The 18,872-nt window shown below is 65.6% G+C and carries 16 protein-coding genes; 12 read left to right on the top strand and 4 right to left on the bottom strand.

Annotated features, from left to right (window positions below; translation table 11 throughout):
- Positions 1-24 precede the first annotated feature (24 nt).
- Positions 25-669 carry an amidase domain-containing protein gene (locus tag DDQ50_RS03350; protein WP_116755285.1) on the bottom strand — a complete coding sequence of 215 codons (645 nt, stop codon included), beginning with the start codon at positions 667-669 and terminating at the stop codon, positions 25-27.
- Between the two features lie 89 nt (positions 670-758).
- A complete protein-coding gene (locus DDQ50_RS03345) occupies positions 759-1,514 on the bottom strand; it encodes a M15 family metallopeptidase (RefSeq protein ID WP_116755284.1) in 756 nt (251 codons plus the stop codon).
- Positions 1,515-1,877: 363 nt separating this feature from the next.
- On the opposite strand from DDQ50_RS03345, the gene DDQ50_RS03340 reads away from it, so the two are divergent.
- From DDQ50_RS03340 to DDQ50_RS03290, 12 genes are all read left to right on the top strand, one after another.
- The gene (locus DDQ50_RS03340) at positions 1,878-3,194 is read left to right on the top strand and encodes an ABC transporter substrate-binding protein (protein ID WP_116755283.1); all 1,317 of its coding nucleotides are present in this window, start codon (positions 1,878-1,880) and stop codon (positions 3,192-3,194) included.
- Positions 3,195-3,294: 100 nt separating this feature from the next.
- Positions 3,295-4,392: a carbohydrate ABC transporter permease gene (locus DDQ50_RS03335; protein ID WP_116755282.1), complete on the top strand. Its 1,098-nt coding sequence runs from the start codon at positions 3,295-3,297 to the stop codon at positions 4,390-4,392.
- Between the two features lie 29 nt (positions 4,393-4,421).
- Positions 4,422-5,288 (top strand): carbohydrate ABC transporter permease, encoded by an 867-nt coding sequence (locus DDQ50_RS03330; protein ID WP_116756066.1) that lies wholly within the window; start codon positions 4,422-4,424, stop codon positions 5,286-5,288.
- Complete coding sequence (locus DDQ50_RS03325) at positions 5,285-6,697, top strand: GH1 family beta-glucosidase (protein ID WP_116755281.1); 1,413 nt, start codon at positions 5,285-5,287, stop codon at positions 6,695-6,697. Before DDQ50_RS03330 ends, DDQ50_RS03325 begins: the two co-directional genes overlap by 4 nt.
- 27 nt (positions 6,698-6,724) lie before the next feature.
- Positions 6,725-7,747: a LacI family DNA-binding transcriptional regulator gene (locus tag DDQ50_RS03320; RefSeq protein WP_116755280.1), complete on the top strand. Its 1,023-nt coding sequence runs from the start codon at positions 6,725-6,727 to the stop codon at positions 7,745-7,747.
- 548 nt (positions 7,748-8,295) lie between these two features.
- Positions 8,296-10,617: an ATP-dependent nuclease gene (locus DDQ50_RS03315; protein WP_116755279.1), complete on the top strand. Its 2,322-nt coding sequence runs from the start codon at positions 8,296-8,298 to the stop codon at positions 10,615-10,617.
- Positions 10,618-10,741: 124 nt separating this feature from the next.
- Positions 10,742-11,545: a hypothetical protein gene (locus tag DDQ50_RS16990; RefSeq protein WP_133245893.1), complete on the top strand. Its 804-nt coding sequence runs from the start codon at positions 10,742-10,744 to the stop codon at positions 11,543-11,545.
- Between the two features lie 384 nt (positions 11,546-11,929).
- Positions 11,930-12,103: a CsbD family protein gene (locus DDQ50_RS03310; RefSeq protein WP_116756065.1), complete on the top strand. Its 174-nt coding sequence runs from the start codon at positions 11,930-11,932 to the stop codon at positions 12,101-12,103.
- 114 nt (positions 12,104-12,217) lie between these two features.
- Positions 12,218-12,868: a TetR/AcrR family transcriptional regulator gene (locus DDQ50_RS03305; protein WP_165829672.1), complete on the top strand. Its 651-nt coding sequence runs from the start codon at positions 12,218-12,220 to the stop codon at positions 12,866-12,868.
- A complete protein-coding gene (locus DDQ50_RS03300) occupies positions 12,865-14,532 on the top strand; it encodes an MDR family MFS transporter (protein ID WP_240614217.1) in 1,668 nt (555 codons plus the stop codon). The genes DDQ50_RS03305 and DDQ50_RS03300 overlap by 4 nt, the downstream gene beginning before the upstream one ends.
- Before the next feature lie 137 nt (positions 14,533-14,669).
- Positions 14,670-15,113, top strand: a complete 444-nt coding sequence (locus tag DDQ50_RS03295; protein ID WP_465252662.1) for a Fur family transcriptional regulator — start codon at positions 14,670-14,672, stop codon at positions 15,111-15,113.
- Positions 15,114-15,165: 52 nt separating this feature from the next.
- Entirely contained in the window at positions 15,166-16,803 is a 1,638-nt protein-coding gene (locus tag DDQ50_RS03290; RefSeq protein WP_116755275.1) for a catalase, read from the top strand.
- Positions 16,804-16,881: 78 nt separating this feature from the next.
- Here the strand turns inward: DDQ50_RS03290 and DDQ50_RS03285 are convergent, their stop codons facing one another.
- Positions 16,882-17,931 carry a lipoate-protein ligase LplAB gene (locus tag DDQ50_RS03285; protein WP_116755274.1) on the bottom strand — a complete coding sequence of 350 codons (1,050 nt, stop codon included), beginning with the start codon at positions 17,929-17,931 and terminating at the stop codon, positions 16,882-16,884.
- Positions 17,932-17,980: 49 nt separating this feature from the next.
- Positions 17,981-18,838 carry an alpha/beta hydrolase gene (locus tag DDQ50_RS03280; protein WP_116755273.1) on the bottom strand — a complete coding sequence of 286 codons (858 nt, stop codon included), beginning with the start codon at positions 18,836-18,838 and terminating at the stop codon, positions 17,981-17,983.
- Positions 18,839-18,872: the final 34 nt, after the last annotated feature.

Below are 18,872 nucleotides of genomic sequence, written 5' to 3'. Positions count from 1 at the left end.
GATGCCTACTCGATCTCCTAGAGATCAGTCGTCGAGGATGTGCCAGTAGTAGACGCTCGCACCCGGGTGATTGACCGTGATGGCGGTGTCGACGCTGCGGTAGTCGGAGTCCTCGGTGTGACCGGCGAAGGAGACGACTATGCCCTCATCGGTGGTCTCGACGCGCGTCACGACGCCGGTGTGGTCGCGGTCGCCGCTGTTGTCCCAGTCGAACTGGACGATGTCGCCCACGACGACCTGCTCGCGCTGACTGTCGTCGAGCGCGGTCACCAGATCGGTCCGGCTCGCCAGGTAGTCGTTGAACGCGGTCGAGCTGATCCAAGCCGGCGAACTGTCCCAGACCGACTCACCCCCGTAGAACCATTCGTCATCCTGCACCCAGCCGCGCTCGAGAAGGCTCTGGCTGGTGAAGTTCACGCAGTCGTCGTCGCCGAGAGTGCCGTACTCGGGGTTGTAGTCGGACCAGTAGCTGAGGACGTAGTCGACCTGCGCCTGGACGGAGTCGCTCAGCTCCGCATCCGCGGTCGACGCGTCGGCCTTCGATTCCCGTGATGTGCTCGAGGCGTCACCGACCAGGGATTCCGGCGAGCACGCCGTGAGCGCGAGTGTCGCGACCAGTACGGGCGCGAAGAGGAGGGCGGAGCGGCGGAACAAGCGAGAGGAAGACATCTGCAGCCACGGTAGGCGGCGTTCCTTGCCATCCCCCTGTCAAGCCTATGGATTCGGACTGCATCCCCAGCCAGTGCGGGCGGTGACGCTCAGGGTGCAGGGGCGGGCGGCAGCCCGAAGAACTCCTCGAGGGTCGTCGATCCTGTGTTGTGCATCTCGGTGGCGAGATCGACGCCGATGTAGCGGTAGTGCCACGGCTCGAACGGATACCCCGTTACGTCCGCCTTATCGGCCGGGAAGCGGAGGAGGAACCCGAAGCGGTAGGCGTTGGCCGCCAGCCACTGGCCTTCGGGCGTGTCGGCGAAGCATTCGTTGAGGGAGCAGGCGCCCGACTCGGCCCCGATATCCATCGCGAGGCCGGTCTGATGTTCGCTCGTACCGGGAGGGGCGGTCGTCGGATCTCCGGGCGAGTACAGGTCGACCTGCGTCGAATAGGAGCGGTAGGCGCTGTTCGATGCGAGGTACAGCCCGGCCTCCGTCTGCGCCGCAGTGAACATCGCGACGATGGCGTCGGACGCCTCCTGTCGGAGGATCGGATCCCACGTGTGGGCTACGGGGACGTCGACGAGATCGGGCGGAACGTAGTCCTGCGGGTTCAGCGGACGAAGCCGGTCGACGACGACCCAGATGCTGTTCGGATCGTCGATCGAGCGCGCCGCCTTGTCGAAGGCGGGCGGGGGCGGGGGCTCTGTCGTGGTCTGCACGGGAACAGGGATCTCGGTGGGCACCTCGGCGGCAGGAGTCGTCAGCGCGGGTCGAGGGATGGCGCACGATGTCAGCGTCAACGACAGGGCGACCAGGCCGATCACCGTCGCTCGCCGGCGAGAGGAACGGAACGCGCGCACCCTCCGAGCCTAGGACGCCTCCGGTGCGATCAGCCCGTCGGCTCGCGCTGCACGCCTCAGGTGGCGTGACGCGGGGGATATTCCGTTCTCGGAATGTGCGGCTACCTGGCCCCCCACACCCGAGCTCTTGCGTAATTACCGCGGTCTCGTGTGAGAGAGGCCCGGGGATACACTCGCCGAACGCGAGCCTTCAGTGCGGCATTTCGAAAACGTGGGAGCGCTCCCAAAAATGTCTTGACATGGCGAGGATGCCATTCCTATAGTCGGGCAATCGCACCGTGAGAGCGCTCTCACAGGCGGAGGAGTCCTCCGGAGAGCGTCCCGCGGCGTGCCCTCACCCACGCACACAAAGGAGTGACCGTGATGTTCTCACGACGCACGAAAACGGGTGCGGCAGTTGCCGCAGCCGCCTCGATCGCACTGATCGCCACCGGCTGCGCCGGCGCATCCGACAGCGGAGGCGGTGACGGCGACCAGATCGAGCTGACCGTCACCACGTTCGGCACATTCGGGTACGACGACCTCTACAAGGAGTACGAGGCGGCCAACCCCGGTATCAAGATCACCGCCAACAACATCGACACCGGCGGCAACGCGCGTACCGATGCGTTCACGAAGCTCGCAGCCGGCTCGGGTCTGTCCGACGTGGTCGCCATCGAGGAGGGCTGGCTCGGTTCGATCATGGAGGTCTCGGACCAGTTCACCGACCTCACCGAGTACGGCATCGAGGACCGCAAGAGCGACTGGGTCGACTGGAAGTACGCGCAGGCCACCGACCCCGACGGCCGCGTGATCGGCTACGGCACCGACATCGGGCCTGAGGGCCTCTGCTACAACCGCACCGCTTTCGAAGCGGCCGGCCTTCCCGCAGACCGTGAGGCCGTCGCCGAGCTCCTCGGTGGCGCCGACTCGACGTGGGAGGACTTTTTCACCGTCGGCAAGCAGTACAAGGATGCGACCGGCAAGGCCTGGTACGACCACTCCGGATTCGTCTGGAACGCCATGGTCAACCAGCTGCCCGAGGGCTACTACACGAGCGACGGCGAACTGAACGTCGACGGCAACGCCGACCTCGAGGAGCGCTGGGGCTGGATCAACGACGCCGCAGCCGAGGGCCTCTCCGCAGCCCAGACCGCGTGGGACTGGAACGGCGGCAAGTCGTTCGTCGACGGGACCTTCGCGACCTTCGTCTGCCCGGGCTGGATGCTCGGTGTCGTCCAGGGTCAGGTCGAGGCCGGTGGCGGTGACGTCGCGAACAGCGGCTGGGACTTCGCCGATGTCTTCCCCGGTGGCGCAGCCAACTGGGGTGGCGCCTTCCTCTCCGTGCCGACGCAGTCGAAGCACCCGAAGGAGGCCGCAGCGCTCGCGTCGTGGCTGACCGAGCCCGAGCAGCAGGTCAAGCAGTTCGAGGCAGCGGGCACTTTCCCGAGCACGGTCAAGGCGGAGGAGGAACTCGCCTCGAGCGGCGAGCCCAACGCCTTCTTCAACGACGCCCCCGTCGGTGCGATCCTCGCAAAGCGCGCTGAGGGCGTCGTCGCTCAGTACAAGGGCCCCGACGACTCGCTGATCCAGGAGAACGTGTTCGGTCCCGTGCTGCAGAAGGTCGACCGCGGTGAGGTCGACGCCGACGCCGGGTGGGCGGAGGCCCTCTCGCTGCTCGGCGAACTGGTCAAGAACTAACACCCCAGAGGGCCAGTTCTCCTGAGCTGTGCGCCCGGCCTCCCCCCAGGCCGGGCGCACGGCGACCTCCCGCTCGATCCCTTCGAAAGCAGACTCCATCATGACGAGCACCCTCAGTCCGTCGACCGAGACGCCGGCACCCCGGCCTCCACGTCGGGTCGCCGCTCCCCCGCTGACCTTCGCTCAGCGGCTGAGCAGGTTCGACCTCAAGGCGTCGCCGTACTTCTACATCTCGCCGTTCTTCCTCCTCTTCGCGGTGATCGGCGCCTTCCCGCTCGTCTACACGCTCGTCGTGTCGCTGTACGACTGGCAGCTGCTCCAGGGCCAGGGCGACTTCGTCGGCTTCGGCAACTTCGCCGCCGTCCTCCAGGACCGCTTCTTCTGGAACTCGATCTTCAACACCGCGAGCATCTTCCTGCTCTCCGCGATCCCGCAGATCCTCGTGGCGCTGCTGCTCGCCGGTGTGCTCGACCAGGCGCTGCGCGCCAAGACGTTCTGGCGGATGAGCATCCTGCTCCCCTACGTCGTCGCCCCCGTCGCGGTCGCCCTCATCTTCTCGAGCATCTTCAACGAGCAGGCCGGCCTCGCCAACAACCTGCTCGGCCTCGTCGGGATCGACCCGATCGAGTGGAAGCACGACGTGCTCGCCAGCCACGTCGCGATCGCGACAATGGTCAACTGGCGCTGGACCGGATACAACGCGCTCATCCTCCTCGCCGCCATGCAGGCGGTGCCGCGGGAGCTGCACGAGTCCGCCGCCCTCGACGGTGCCGGCAAGTTCCGCCGATTCACCTCGATCACCATCCCGGGCATCCGCCCGACCCTCATCTTCGTGGTCATCACCGCCACGATCGGCGGTCTGCAGATCTTCGCGGAGCCGCGGCTCTTCGACGTCTCCAACGCGGGCGGCATCGGCGGTTCCGACCGCCAGTTCCAGACCACCGTCCTCTATCTCTGGGAGATGGCATTCTTCCGCCAGGACTTCGGCGAGGCCGCCGCGGTCGCCTGGCTGCTGTTCCTCCTCATCGTGATCGTCGGTCTGCTCAACTTCGCCATCTCCCGGCGCATCGCCTCCGTCGAGGGGCGGGTCGCGAACCGGCGGGCTCGGCGGCGCGGGCACCGCAGTGCTGACGCGATCGCGAAGGACGATCTGCTGCTCAACTCGACGGGCCTCGGCCACAAAGGCGGCGACAAGTGACCGCCCCCGCTCCCACCGCCGCGTTCCCGGTGCGCCGCCCCGCCGCGGAGGGCGCCGTGCGCCGCAAGCGTCGCGCGGGCCGCCTCGACCGTCCCGGCTTCCTCACCTACGGGTTGCTCTCGGCATTCCTGATCGGCTCGACCTACCCGCTGTGGTGGTCGTTCGTCGTCGGCAGCGGGACCAACGCGACCCGCGGCGAGACGCTGCCGCTCGTTCCGGGCGGCAACTTCCTCGCCAACGCGGCCAAGGTGTTCGATGCGATCCCGTTCTGGACGGCGCTCCTCAACAGTGTCATCGTGTCGAGCGTCATCACGGTCTCGGTCGTCACGTTCTCGACGCTCGCGGGGTACGCATTCGCCAAGCTGCGCTTCCGCGGCCGCGACGGTCTCATGATCGCTGTCGTCGCGACCATGGCGATCCCGACCCAGCTGGGCATAATCCCGCTCTTCATCGTCATGCGGCAGCTGGGCTGGACGGGCACGCTCGGGGCGGTCATCGTGCCGACCCTCGTGACCGCGTTCGGTGTCTTCTTCATGCGCCAGTACCTCGTCGACGTCATCCCCGACGAGCTGATCGAGGCCGCCCGCGTCGACGGCGCCAACCAGTTCCGCACGTTCCTGACCGTCGCCGTTCCGGCGGCACGACCCGCGATGGCGATCCTCGGACTCTTCACCTTCATGATGGCGTGGACCGACTACCTGTGGCCCGTCATCGTGCTCAGTCCGACGAATCCCACGCTGCAGACCGCTCTCTCCCAGCTGCAGTCGGGGTACTACGTCGACTACTCGATCGTGCTGACCGGTGCCGTGCTGTCGGTCATCCCCCTGCTCATCCTCTTCATCCTCGCGGGGCGCCAGCTCATCGCCGGAATCATGAGCGGGGCGGTCAAGGGATGACGCCGCTCACGGAGCGCGAGTGGCCCGACGGCTTCCTCTGGGGAAGCGCGACGGCCGCCGCGCAGATCGAAGGCGCCGCCCACGAGGACGGCAAGGAGGATTCCATCTGGGACCACTTCGCGCGTCAGCCCGGCGCGACCGCGCACGGCGACACCCCCGAGGTCGCGGTCGATCACTACCACCGCATGCCCGAGGACGTGGCGCTGATGAAGCGACTCGGCCTCGCCTCCTACCGGTTCTCCGTGAGCTGGGCTCGAGTCAAGCCGGGCGACCGCTCGGTGAACCCGGCGGGGGTCGACTTCTACTCGCGGCTGGTGGACGAGCTGCTCGAGGCCGGCATCCTCCCGTGGCTGACGCTCTACCACTGGGACCTTCCTCAGGCTGTGGAGGAGACCGGCGGCTGGGCGAACCGCGACACCGCGTACCGCTTCCGTGATTACGCCGACGCCGTCTACTCGGCGCTCGGTGACCGGGTCACCCACTGGACGACGTTCAACGAGCCGCTCTGCTCCTCCCTCATCGGATACGCAGCGGGCGAGCACGCGCCCGGCAGGCGGGAACCGCGGGCGGCCCTCGCGGCGCTGCATCATCAGCATCTCGCGCACGGGGAGGTGGTCGCGCTGCTCCGCGGGCGCGGTGCGGAGCAGCTGGGGATCACGCTGAACCTCACCAACGCGATCCCGGCCGACCCGAGCGATCCGGTCGACCTCGATGCCGCGCGCCGGTTGGACGCGATCTGGAACCGTGCGTTCCTCGAGCCGCTCCTGCTCGGCCGGTATCCCGCCGACTTCCTCGAGGACGTGCGGGGTCACGACTTCGAGGCGCTCATCCGCCCCGGGGATCTCGAGACGATCGCCCAGCCGATCGATTTCCTCGGTGTGAACCACTATCACGACGACTTCGTCAGCGGACATCCGCTGCCCGCCGGTTCGGCTTCCGGGCTGACGCCGACGGAGAAGACGAACGCGTCGCCGTTCGTGGGCAGCGAGCACCTGAGCTTCCCGTCGCGGGGTCTGCCGCGCACGGCCATGGGCTGGGACGTGAACCCGGCCGGCCTTCGCGAATTGCTCGTGCGGTTGGGGGCCGAGTATCCCTCTCTTCCGCCTCTCTACGTCACCGAGAACGGTGCCGCGTACGAGGATGTCCTTGACCCGGACGGCGGTGTTCACGACGTCGAGCGGATCGCGTATCTGCGCGACCACATCGCCGCCGTTGGAGACGCCATCGACGCCGGCGCCGATGTGCGCGGCTACTTCGTGTGGTCTCTCCTCGACAACTTCGAGTGGGCGTGGGGGTACGACAAGCGGTTCGGAATCGTGCGCGTCGACTACGACACCCTCGAGCGAACGGTCAAGGACAGTGGGTTGGCATATGCGCAGATGATCGGCTCATCTGCTGCGCTCCGCTAATCTCGGAGCGACAGCACAGGAGATCCGATGATCAGCGACCCAATGCAGGGTGCACCGACGCTCGAGGAAGTCGCCGCACTGGCGGGGGTTTCTCGTTCGACGGTCAGCCGCGTGGTGAACAACTCGCCGCATGTGAAGGCCGACGCCGTCGCTGCGGTTCAAGTCGCGATCGACAAGCTCGGATACGTGCCCAACCGTGCTGCTCGATCGCTCGCGAGCCGCAAGACCCAGGTCATCGCGCTCGTCGTTCCCGAGTCGACGGCGAAGGTCTTCGCCGACCCGTTCTTCGCCTCGGTCGTCCAGGGTGTCGCGCTGCGTCTCGCCGAGACCGAGTACACGCTCAACATGGTCATCGCATCGGAGGCGGCCCCCGAGAAGACGCGGCGGTACCTGCTGGGCGGCAATGTCGACGGCGCACTCGTCGTCTCCCACCACTCCGGCGACCACTCGTATGCGCATCTCGGTCTCACCCTGCCCGTGGTGTTCGGCGGGCGACCGCTGAGCGCGAGCGAGAGCGACAGCTACTTCGTCGACGTCGACAACATCGGCTCGGCGCGCACGGTCACCCAGCACCTCATCGACCTGGGCCGCAAGAACATCGCGATGATCGCCGGTCGCCAGGACATGCCGGCCGGCGCGGATCGCCTGGCGGGTTGGCGCGGGGCGATGTCCGACGCCGGGCTCGATTCGAGCCTCGTCGAGCAGGGCGACTTCTCGCCGCGCCAGGGGGCGGAGGCCATGCGCCGCCTGCTCGATTCGGGGCGACCGATCGACGCGGTCTTCGCCTCGAACGATCAGATGGCCGCGGGGGCGCTTTCGGCGCTGCGCGAGCGGGGTGTCAGTGTTCCCGGCACCATCGCGGTGGCCGGATTCGACGGCGACTACTTCGGCGAGACGAGCGAGCCGCCCCTGACCACCGTCGTCCAGCCCTCGACCGGGCTCGGTGAGAAGATGGCCGAGGTGCTGGTCCGCCTCCTCGCGGGCGAGCCCGTCGAGCGGGTCACGATCATGCCGACAGCGCTGATCGTCCGCGGCTCCACCGTCGCCTGAGGGCCTATTAGCCCGTTCCGTAGGGAGCGAGACAAGAGCACCGCCGTGGGGCATACCGATGAGGATGAGAGGCGGGCGGCGATCTCGGTGCAGGGTCAGATTCCGAACCTGGCCTGCCGGCAATGCCAACCGATCCGCCCCATAACACGGATTATGTCAGTTCACCTCAACGGCTGAGTCTCCGACTACTCTCAGCTGTGCCACTGATTGCTGCGGGAACCGGTGCCAGCGGAGGATGTCTTCCGCGGCACGTGTAGGCAACCAGGTCGTTGGGCCGGTTGTGGGCGGGTCTGCGGAACAGCAGGCCACTGGTGGGGCCACGAGCCGTCTGAACACTCCGGCGCTCAGGCAGCAATTCATGGATGCCTGCTGGAGGGCGGCCGCGTTGAGCGGTTCGGCGAGGTCTCGTCGCTATCGGCGGCTTGGGTGAACCGCTGACAGAGCTGTCCGTAGACCTGCGCGACGACGCTATCCCCCTCCTTAGGGCTCTCAGCCCGCGCGTATGTCGCATGTATCGGCTAGGTTCTGGGCAACCAGAGGGAGAAGCAGTGAAGCTAAGGAAGATCTATGTCCGGCACTTTCGCTCGTTCAACTTCGATTACCTCCGCTTAGAAAAAGAGCAGACGGAACCGCGTCCCTGGGACTCCGCCGGTGATCCCGACTCCTACTACCCGTTCGTCGAGGTAGACATCGAACGCGAGGTCACCACCATCGTGGGCGCCAACGAGTCCGGTAAGAGTCAGCTCATCACCGCCATTCGTTGTCTGCTTGGAGACGCACCCATCTCTCCAAAAGATTTCTGTCGATACTCGACCTTTTTCGGCGTGCGGGGAGTCATGCCCTTACCGCAATTCGGCGGCCAGTTCTCGGAGTTGCGGAGCAACGAATCAGCCACGTTTGCGTCCTTGCTCGGGGTAGATAACGTAACAACGTTCTGGCTGTTCCGGCTCGGGAACATCAACACCATTTGGACCAAGGGTGAAGCCGGCTACGTCTCTCAAAATGTCTCCGAGGACACCATCCGACAGCTAGGCCTACCCAAATCGCGACTCATCCGATCCCAGGTGGCACTGCCGGCGAGCGTCAGCCTCTTCGACCTCGTCCAAAACCTCTCCGTTCCTCACCCGCGGGACCGAGGAGCCTGGTCAGGCATCCACACTTCACTCAAGCGGGATGAAGCGCAGCTCGAGGCAGGCGCGGTCCCAGTCACCTCTTACTTCATGCCGCAACCGATGCGCGACCCAAGAGACGAAGACGCGGCAGCGGCCTCCCTCAAACTAATGCGAGACCTGCTCATAGACGTGGCAGACGTCGACCCAGAGGCATTCCAGCAACTGCTTGACGCTAGCGACTCCGATGACGGTTACAGCGCCGCCATCACAGAAAGCATGAGCCAAGCAATAGCTGACTCCTTGAACTTCCCTCAGTGGTGGTCCCAGGACCGTGACTTCGCCCTCGAAGTCCACAAAGACGGCTTCTTCCTCGTCCTCACTATGAGAGATCGCACGGGTCAGCGCTACACCTTCAACGAGCGCAGCGGGGGAATGAAATACTTCCTGAGCTACTTCGTGCAACATCGCTCCTACGGGCCCCTTGTCCTCGGGCAGGACGAGATCGTGCTGATGGATGAGCCCGACGCCTTTCTGTCCACGGAAGGGCAGCAAGACCTACTACGCGTACTGAAGGCCTATGCGGTTCCCGAAGACGGCACTCAAGCGGCGCAGGTGCTCTACGTAACTCACAGCCCCTTCCTCATCGATCGCAACCATCCCGAGCGCATTCGGGTGCTCGAGAAGGGCTACGGAGAGGAGGGGACGCGGGTCGTTGCGAAAGTCGCCGTGGACAAGTACGAACCTCTCCGCTCAGCTTTCGGCTCCTTCCACGCCGACACGGCGTTCATTGGATCATGCAATCTCCTCGTTGAGGGGCCCGCCGATCTTGTGTTGTTCTCTGGAGTTAGCGCAGCCATGAGACGGCACGGCCATAAGGGGGCAAACATTGACCTCAATACCCTCACGATGGTTCCCGTCCATGGCGGCACCCAGTACCGCTACATGCTCCACCTCACGCTGGGGCGCGACATCGATCGACCAGCGGTAGTCGTCCTGCTGGATTCCGATGGCGAAGGCGTACGAGCCCGGGACGGTCTGGAGAAGGGGTACTCCGACAAGCCGATCATCGACTCTCAGCTCATCATTGAAATCGGGTCGCTCGCTCCCGAGGCAGTGAACGTGGGAGTCTCGGCAGTCGAGGAACCGGAGGACCTGGTCCCACCGGCCATAGCTCGTGACGCCCTAGCCTGGTTCGCGGGCGAGGTGCTCAAGGATGACGAAGCAGAGGCTTTCATCAAGGCCCTACCGAAGTCACCGGTGGCGAAGAAGAGCTCTCGGGTGTTCGATCAGATTCAACAAGCGGCGGTCACTGCCAGCGAGGGACTTACCCGCCCTCTGAGCTTCGGAAAGATCGAGTTCGCGAAGGCTGTGGGAGCGATCGCCGCGGAGGGTAAAGCACCAGACCTGCCTACGATGTTTACGAACTTTTCCGCATTGTTCGCTCTCATCACCGACAGACAGGCACTTGCGCTACGCGATCAAAACGAGGAGCGTCTGCGCCAACTCACGCGTCGCCTAGTAGAACGGTTCCGGCGCGACCACCGCACCCGGGCCTCGAAGGCCGTCGTCGAACGCTTCTTGCGCGAGATCGAGCGCCATCTGACCTCGGCCTCGCTGGAGGAAGAAAGCGTGCGGGCGGCCGCGCGCAAGATCCGCGATGACTTCAACCTGGCCGTTGATCCACTGGAGAACGTCGAAGACTTCCCTGGTCTCAAAGTAGCGCTGAAGGAACTTATGTTGTCTCCGGCGCGCGCCTAGCGGTAGATATCTGTAGCAGCGATGACTAAGAGACCCCGGCAGCCACGTTCTAGCATCACGGGAGGTGAGGTGATTGACGCATGAGATGCGACCTCTTATAACTAGGTACGCCAATGCACGGCTGGTGGACGCTTGGGACGAGGCCTTCAGCGGGCTGACCCTCAACGCATTCGAGCGTTTGGCTGTTACTGCCGGTATCGAGGAATACCGTCGCCTTCTTCGAAGGCGGGACGAGCTCGATGCACTGCGGGACCCGATGACCCGATCAGTTGGGACGTCATTTGGTTGGCAGATCCCCACCACAGGTCAACAACACGACCTGTACGACTCAACTAAGAGCTATTTCGATACGTTCTATAGTTCGCTTTCGCACCTCTCTTCTGTTGTAGCTCGGTTTAGTTCGATCTTCCAGCGCAACTTTTCCGACAATGCGTCGCTAATCAAGTGGATTCCCAAGCGATGGCCGAGTTTTTCTCACGGCGCCATCCAGGACCTCGAGCGCGCCCGCTTGTTTCGGGCACTCCTGAACCACCCTCAACAGTTCCCCGTGCATAACTGGAACACGGCTTGCTTCCCCGGGAACGAGCATGTACACGTCGTACTGTTTGGGCCGAAAGGGAGGGGAAAGAACCCTATCCCGCGGGGCGCTGAAACCGATCATCCACTCGCTGACGTGATGCCCGATTGGCAGTTTGACGCACCCGACGAGGTAAGCGTCACGAACAGCGTCGGCAACCTGGCTATCCAAATTCTTACCGATGTGATTGAGGGACTGACCCAGAGATCGTCCTTCCACGCGAACACCTCTCAGGTGCAGGTCTTTCGGAAGCTAGTTCCGGAAACTATTGATCAATCAGCAGCTTCCCGTGCAATTCGAAGCGAGATCTTCAAGCCAGGCAATGACCCCGCTCCGAGGATGGATCTGTAAGGCATTGCCGTGACACGTGACCACTCGCAAGGGCAGAGTGGCAGATGACTCGAAGTCATGACGAAACGCTCGCGTTGCGCGAAGCGTTTCGTAACCCTTGTGATACGAGACGTCTCGTCACTGCCTGAATGGTCGATAGCCGCGCACCGGATCGTCGCAGTTCGTGATTCTCGAAACCACGTGTCGGAACCCTATGTTCGGAACGGAGGCGCGGGAACGGTTTCGAGACACCAGGTCGCCCCGTGTTCCGGTCCGGTCCCTGTGTGTTGGCTGGACGGGCGTGACGATCGGCGGCGGGCGCACGTCTTACTCGTGTACGCGACCGAACCGAGGCCGCCCGACCGTCCGGTGGCCGACCGCCACCCCGTCCATGAGGAGAGATCGATGAGTGCATCCGACAAGATCAAGGCCGCCGCTGAGGAACTCGCCGGCAAGGCGAAGGAAGCGGTCGGCAACGTGACCGACAACGACAAGCTGGTCGCCGAGGGCAAAGCCGACCAGGTCAAGGGCAAGGCCCGCGGCACGGTCGAAGACGTGAAGGACGACTTCAAGAACTGACCCCGCAGCTCCCGAACGACCCCGTCTCACTGAGGCGGGGTCGTTCTCGTTTCTCCTTGCACGACTGCATGTCTGCGCTTGCGCAACTTTGCAGAGAGTGCAAGAATGCGTGATGTGAATGATTCAAGCGGCCTCGGTCTGCGCGAGCGCAAGCGCGCTCAAACCGCTGAGGCCATCCATATCGCGGCCGCCGAGCTCGTGCTCGAGAACGGCCTCGACGAGACGACCATCGACGCCATCAGCGCTCGAGCCGACGTGTCCAACCGCACGTTCTTCAACTACTTCCCCTCCAAGGAAGACGCCGTGCTCGGCATCGACGAAGGCGCAGTCGCCGCCGAACTCGACAAGGTGCACGACACCCAGGAGGACCCGCTCGCCGCTGTCTTCGACCTGATCTACGCGATCTTCGAAGCGAGCGGCGGCAAGCAGCGCAAAGAGCTGTCGCGAGCCGTCATCCGCAAGCACCCGCAGCTGATGACGCGGCAGATGGCCCGCGTCGCCGACCTCGAAGACCGCCTCAGCGAGATCATCGCCGGCTGGCTGCGAGACGACGAGCGATTCGCCGACGACACCGACGCCGAGCGTCTCGAACAGGCGCGACTCATCCTCGGCATCTGCCTCTCCACCGTGCGCATCAGCATGCGCAGATGGGCGGGCCACGACCATTCAGGATCGGGGGCCGGATCATCCGACACCCCCGACCCCCGGAAGATCTACGAGCGCGCGATCGCGACGCTCCGAACGGTAATGGAGAAACTCAGTTGACCACCTCAGTAGCGAAGCCGCAGCAGGACGAGGGCCTCCCCTCGACCCGCAGCGTACTGCTCGTCTTCGCCGGCCTCATGGTCGCGATGCTGCTCGCATCCCTCGACCAGACCATCTTCAGCACCGCGCTGCCGACGATCGTCGGCCAGCTCAACGGTGTCGAGCACATGCTCTGGGTCACCACCGCCTACATCCTCGCCTCGACCATCGTCATGCCCGTCTACGGCAAGCTCGGAGACTTGATCGGCCGCAAATGGCTGTTCATCATCGCGATCTCGATCTTCCTCGTCGGAAGCGTCATGGGCGGTCTCGCCGACTCGATGACGACCCTCATCGCCGGTCGCGCCGTACAGGGCCTCGGCGGCGGGGGTCTCATGATCCTCGCCCTCGCGATCATCGCCGACGTCGTCCCCGCCCGCCAGCGCGGCAAGTACTCCGGCATCATGGGTGCGGTCTTCGCCGTCTCCAGCGTCGCCGGCCCCCTCCTCGGGGGATTTTTCACCGACGGCCCCGGATGGCGCTGGGCGTTCTGGATGAACATCCCACTCGGCATCCTCGCGATCGTGTCGGCCCTCTTCTTCCTGAAGCTGCCCAAGCGCGCCTACTCCAAGCCGCGCATCGACTACCCGGGAATGATCGTCCTCGCCGCGGCTGCAACCAGCCTCGTGCTTTTCACGACCTGGGGTGGCAACACCTACGACTGGAACTCGCCGGTCATCATCGGCCTCATCATCGCCACGGTCGTGTTCGCGGGCCTGTTCGTCTTCATCGAGAGCCGCGCGGTCGAGCCGGTCATCCCGTTGAAGCTGTTCAAGAACCGCAACTTCAACCTGACCACCAGCGCCGGTCTCATCACCGGTGTCGCCATGTTCGGCGCCCTCGCCTACATGCCGACCTACCTGCAGATGGTCACCGGAGTCGGCGCGACCTCCGCGGGCCTCCTGATGATCCCGATGATGGGCGCACTCCTCATCTCCTCGATCGGCTCGGGTCAGATCGTCTCGAAGACGGGCCGCTACAAGCTGATCCCGATCGTCGGAATGTTCGTCACCGCGCTGGGCCTGTTCCTGCTCTCGACCCTGACCGCCGAGACGGCGATCTGGATCATGTGCGCCTTCCTCGCCGTCATGGGCTTCGGCCTCGGCATGTCGATGCAGATCCTCACCCTCGTGGTGCAGAACTCGTTCCCTCGCGCGATCGTCGGAACGGCCACGAGCTCGAACAACTTCTTCCGCCAGATCGGCTCCTCGCTCGGGGCCGCAATCGTCGGAAGCCTGTTCGTCGGGCGCCTCACCGACCTCCTCGCCTCCAACCTGCCCGCGGGCGGAACGGGTGGCACGGGCAACAACTCGCTCACCCCGGCGATCGTGTCGGCCCTGCCCGACGCGGTCCGGACGATCGTCGTCGACGCCTACAACGACGCGCTGACCCCGATCTTCCTCTACATGGTGCCGCTCGTCCTCGTCGCCGCCGTGCTGCTGATGTTCGTGGTCGAGAAGCCTCTCGCCACCCGCATCGAGAAGACGGAAGGCGAGATCTCGTTCGAAGCCGAAGTGCTCGACGAGTCGCTCGCCGCCGGCGCCAACCCGACCGTCGAGCCGGTCCTCTCAGAGCGCACCGGCTCGATCCGGACCGTCGACGAGAACGAGAAGCAGAGCGTCTAGATCGTCCCGCACCACCGAAGGGCCCGGCCTCCGCAAGGAGCCGGGCCCTTCCGCATTCCTCCTCGCGACCGGCGACCCTGAGAACGAACCTCCGGAGTCTGCGCTAGTTTGGAATCATTCAAGACTGGGTAGAGGACATGATGGCGGATTCGACGACGCGGCTGCGCGAGGCCGACCTGCGCGCCACCGCGCCGCGCGTCGCAGTGCTCGACACCCTCGAGAGCGCCCGGATCGCGAGCGAGCACCTCACCGCGACCGAGATCGCGGATCGGGTCGCAGCGCGCATCGGCGCCGTCTCCCTGCAGGCGGTCTACGACTGCCTCGCAGCGCTCGAACAGGCCGAACTCGTCCGACGCATCCAACCCGCCGGACACCCCGCGCACTTCGAGGCCCGGGTCGGCGACAACCACCATCACGTGGTCTGCCGCTCCTGCGGTCGCACCGAGGACATCGACTGCGTCGTCGGCGAAGCCCCCTGCGTCCACCCGTCCTCGGCCGGAGGATTCGTCATCGACCAGGCCGAGATCACCTTCTGGGGCCTCTGCCCCGACTGCGCGGCATCGGCTGCCGCCACCCCCTGAACCCCCGTCGAGCAACCGCCGACGGTTCCCGAGGAAAGGACGATCCGACTTCATGACGGACGCCACGAACGCCCAAGACCCCAGCACGCTCACCACGCGCCAGGGTCATCCCGTCTCCGACAACCAGAACCAGAGGACGGTGGGCGCACGAGGCCCCGCCACGCTCGAGAACTACCACTTCCTCGAGAAGATCTCGCACTTCGACCGCGAGCGCGTTCCCGAACGCGTCGTTCACGCGCGCGGTGCCGTCGCCTTCGGCTACTTCGAAGCGACCGGAGCCTGGGGCGACGAGCCCATCGCCCAGTTCACCCGCGCCAAGCTGTTCCAGCAGGCCGGCAAGCGCACCGACATCGCGATCCGCTTCTCGACCGTCATCGGCGGCCGCGACTCCAGCGAGGCCGCACGCGACCCCCGCGGTTTCGCCGTCAAGTTCTATACCGAGGACGGCAACTGGGACCTCGTGGGCAACAACCTCGCCGTGTTCTTCATCCGCGACGCGATCAAGTTCCCCGACGTCATCCACTCGCTCAAACCCGACCCGGTGACCTTCCGTCAGGAGGCCTCCCGCATCTTCGACTTCATGTCGCAGACGCCCGAGTCGATGCACATGCTGGTCAACCTCTTCAGTCCTCGCGGCATCCCCGCCGACTACCGCCGCCAGCAGGGCTTCGGCGTCAACACCTACAAGTGGGTGAATGCCGCGGGCGAGACGAAGCTCGTCAAGTACCACTGGATCCCCAAGGCCGGTGTCGCGAGTCTCACCGATGCGGACGCCGCAGTCATCCAGGGCACGGACCTCGGACACGCATCGAAGGACCTGCACGACTCCATCGAGGCCGGCGACTACCCCGAGTGGGATCTGTACGTGCAGATGATGGACGATCACGACCACCCCGAGCTCGATTTCGATCCGCTCGACGACACCAAGGTGTGGCCCGAGAACGAGTTCGTGCCGAAGAAGGTCGGCACGATGGTGCTCAACCGAAACGTGCAGAACCACTTCGCCGAGAACGAGCAGCTCGCATTCGGCACCGGTGTGCTGGTCGACGGTCTCGACTTCTCGGACGACAAGATGCTCGTCGGTCGCACCTTCTCCTACAGCGACACCCAGCGCTACCGGGTGGGACCCAACTACCTGCAGGTGCCGGTGAACCAGCCCAAGCGGCCGGTCGCCACCAACCAGCGCGACGGGCAGATGACCTACTCGGTCGACGGCGGACCCAACCCGCACGTCAACTACGAGCCGTCGATCACCGATGGAGCCCTGGCCGAGGCAGCCAAGCCCGCGCACAGCGAGCAGGGGCCCGAACTGACGGGCCGCCTCACCCGCGCCCGTCTCCCCCGCACGGACGACTACACCCAGGCCGGCCAGCGCTACCAGCTGATGGAGCAGTGGGAGAAGGACGACCTGGTCGGCAACTTCGTCGCACTGATCGGGCAGGCGGCGCGCGCGGTGCAGGAGCGCATGGTGTGGCACCTGCTGATGGTCGACGACGAGCTCGGGCTCCGCGTCGGTGAAGGGCTGGGCATCGGCGTCGCGGATGTCGCGCACCTCGCGCCGCTCGCCACCCAGACGCTGAACGAGAGCGAGCTGGCTCGCCTGGCCAATCTCGGCAGCAACGGCCCGCGCGACGTCTCCGGTCTGACCATGACGCACTGCGTGCCCAACGAGCACGTGGCCCTCGTCTGATCGAGCATCGCCCGGCCTGACGGCCCGACAGCAGAGGCCCGGTTCCCTCGCGGAACCGGGCCTCTCGGCGTCTTCCGGCTACGGAACGCGGGTGAGCCACTCCTCGGTCGAGAACTTCTCGGCCACGAGCTGCTCCGCAGCGGCGAACTCCGCGGGCGTGATGTCCCCCGAGGTCGCGCCGTAGAGGGAGGTGAACGTGCCCTCCATCCGCTCGATGATCTCGGCACGCGGCAGGCCGGTCTGACTGCGCAGCGGATCGACGCGCTTCGCCGCGCTCGTCGTCCCCTTGTCGCTCAGCTTCTCGCGACCGATGCGGAGGACCTGCACCATCTTGTCGCCGTCCATGTCGTAGCTCATCGTCACGTGATGGAGCACGGCTCCCCCGCCGAGACGCTTCTGGGCGGCCCCGCCGATCTTGCCCTTCGCGGAGGAGATGTCGTTCAGCGGTTGGTAGAACGCGTCGATGCCGAGCGAGCGCAGCGCGACGATCGCCCATTCGTCGAGGTAGGCGTACGACTCGGCGAACGACATGCCGCGCACCAGCTCGCCGGGAGCGTAGAGCGAATAGGTGACGACCGACCCGGCCTCCATGAACATGGCGCCACCGCCGCTGATCCGGCGGACCACGTCGACACCGAACTTCGCCGCGCCCTCGAGATCGACCTCGTTGCGCAGCGACTGGAAGCTGCCGATCACGACCGCGGACTGCTCCCACTCCCAGAAGCGCAACGTCGGACCCCGACGCCCCGCACCGACCTCCTCGGTCAGGACCTGGTCGAGGGCGAGATGCATCTGCGGGCTCAGCGGCCCGGGGTGCAGGATCTTCCAGTCGTAGTCGCGCCACGTCGTGGCATTGCCGATCGAACGTCGGATCGCGGTCGCGACGGCCTCGGGCGAGAAGCCGAGCAGCACGGCATCCAGCGGCAGGGCCGCCCGGATCGACGCCGCGATCTGCTGCGCGTCGGCATCGACCGGGAGCCCGTTGACGGCCGCGTCGATGTCCGCGAGAGCGGTGTCGGGTTCGAGGAAGAAGTCTCCCGCCAGCCGGAAGTTCGTGATGACACCCTCGACGACATCGAGGTCGACGACCACGAGCTTGCCTCCGGGCACCTTGTACTCGCCGTGCATCGGGTTCCTTTCGCCGCGGGAAACCCGCGCGATCGCGGGCGCCTCAAACCTACGCCGGTGGCGCAGCCGTCTCGACTCGCGCGTCGATCCAGCGGATCAGATCGGCGATGACGTCGTCCTTGTTGAGTTCGTTGAAGACCTCGTGCCGCGCCTCGGGGTAGACGATCGCCTCGACGTCACGCAGCCCTCCCCGCTCGATGTAGGCCTGCGCGAGCTTGACGGCGCTCTTCTCGCCGCCGAGCGGATCGTCGCTGCCGACCTGGATGAGGATCGGCAGGTCGGGGGGCAGGTCTCGGGCCGGGCGACCGAACAGGCGGAGCGCATCCGGGAGGCCGAAGAGGCGGAGGATGTCGGCCGAGAAGTTGAGGGGGTCGGTGTAGAACGCCTCCGAGATGGCGGTGTCCCGACTCAGCCACTCGGCGCCCGTCGTGCCGAGGTGCGCGTGACGCTTGTTGAGGTCGCCTCCGTTCATCGAGCCCGGCCAGCGGTAGGCGGTTCCGGTCAGGACGACGGCGTCGTAGAGTTCCGGTTCGCGGTTGACGAGGATCTGGGCCATCAGCGAACCCCAGCTGTGGCCGATGAGGACGAGTGGGACACCTGGATTCTTCTCGCGGGTGATCTCGGACAGCTGTTTGACGGCGGCGATCGTCGCCCGCAGTCCGCCCGGCCCGAGGCGACCCAGTTTCGACTTGTCCCCGCCGTGCTGCCGCATACCGGTGCGGCCGTGCCCTCGGTGGTCGTCGGCGACCACCGAGTAGCCGGCGGCGACGAGTGACTCGGCGAGGTGACGGTAGCGGCCCGCGTGCTCACCGACGCCGTGGGCGATCTGGACCACCGCTTTGGGGCGATCGACCAGCCATTCGTCGTAGCTGATGACGACGCCGTAGGCGTCCGTGTACTCCGGCATGCCGTCAGGCTAGTGGCAGGGCGCGCCCGCCGCG

Source organism: Amnibacterium flavum (genome assembly GCF_003097495.1).
GTDB classification, from domain to species: domain Bacteria; phylum Actinomycetota; class Actinomycetes; order Actinomycetales; family Microbacteriaceae; genus Naasia; species Naasia flava.
The sequence above is the reverse complement of the archived record's forward strand: the minus strand, read 5'-3'. Positions and strand labels throughout refer to the sequence as shown.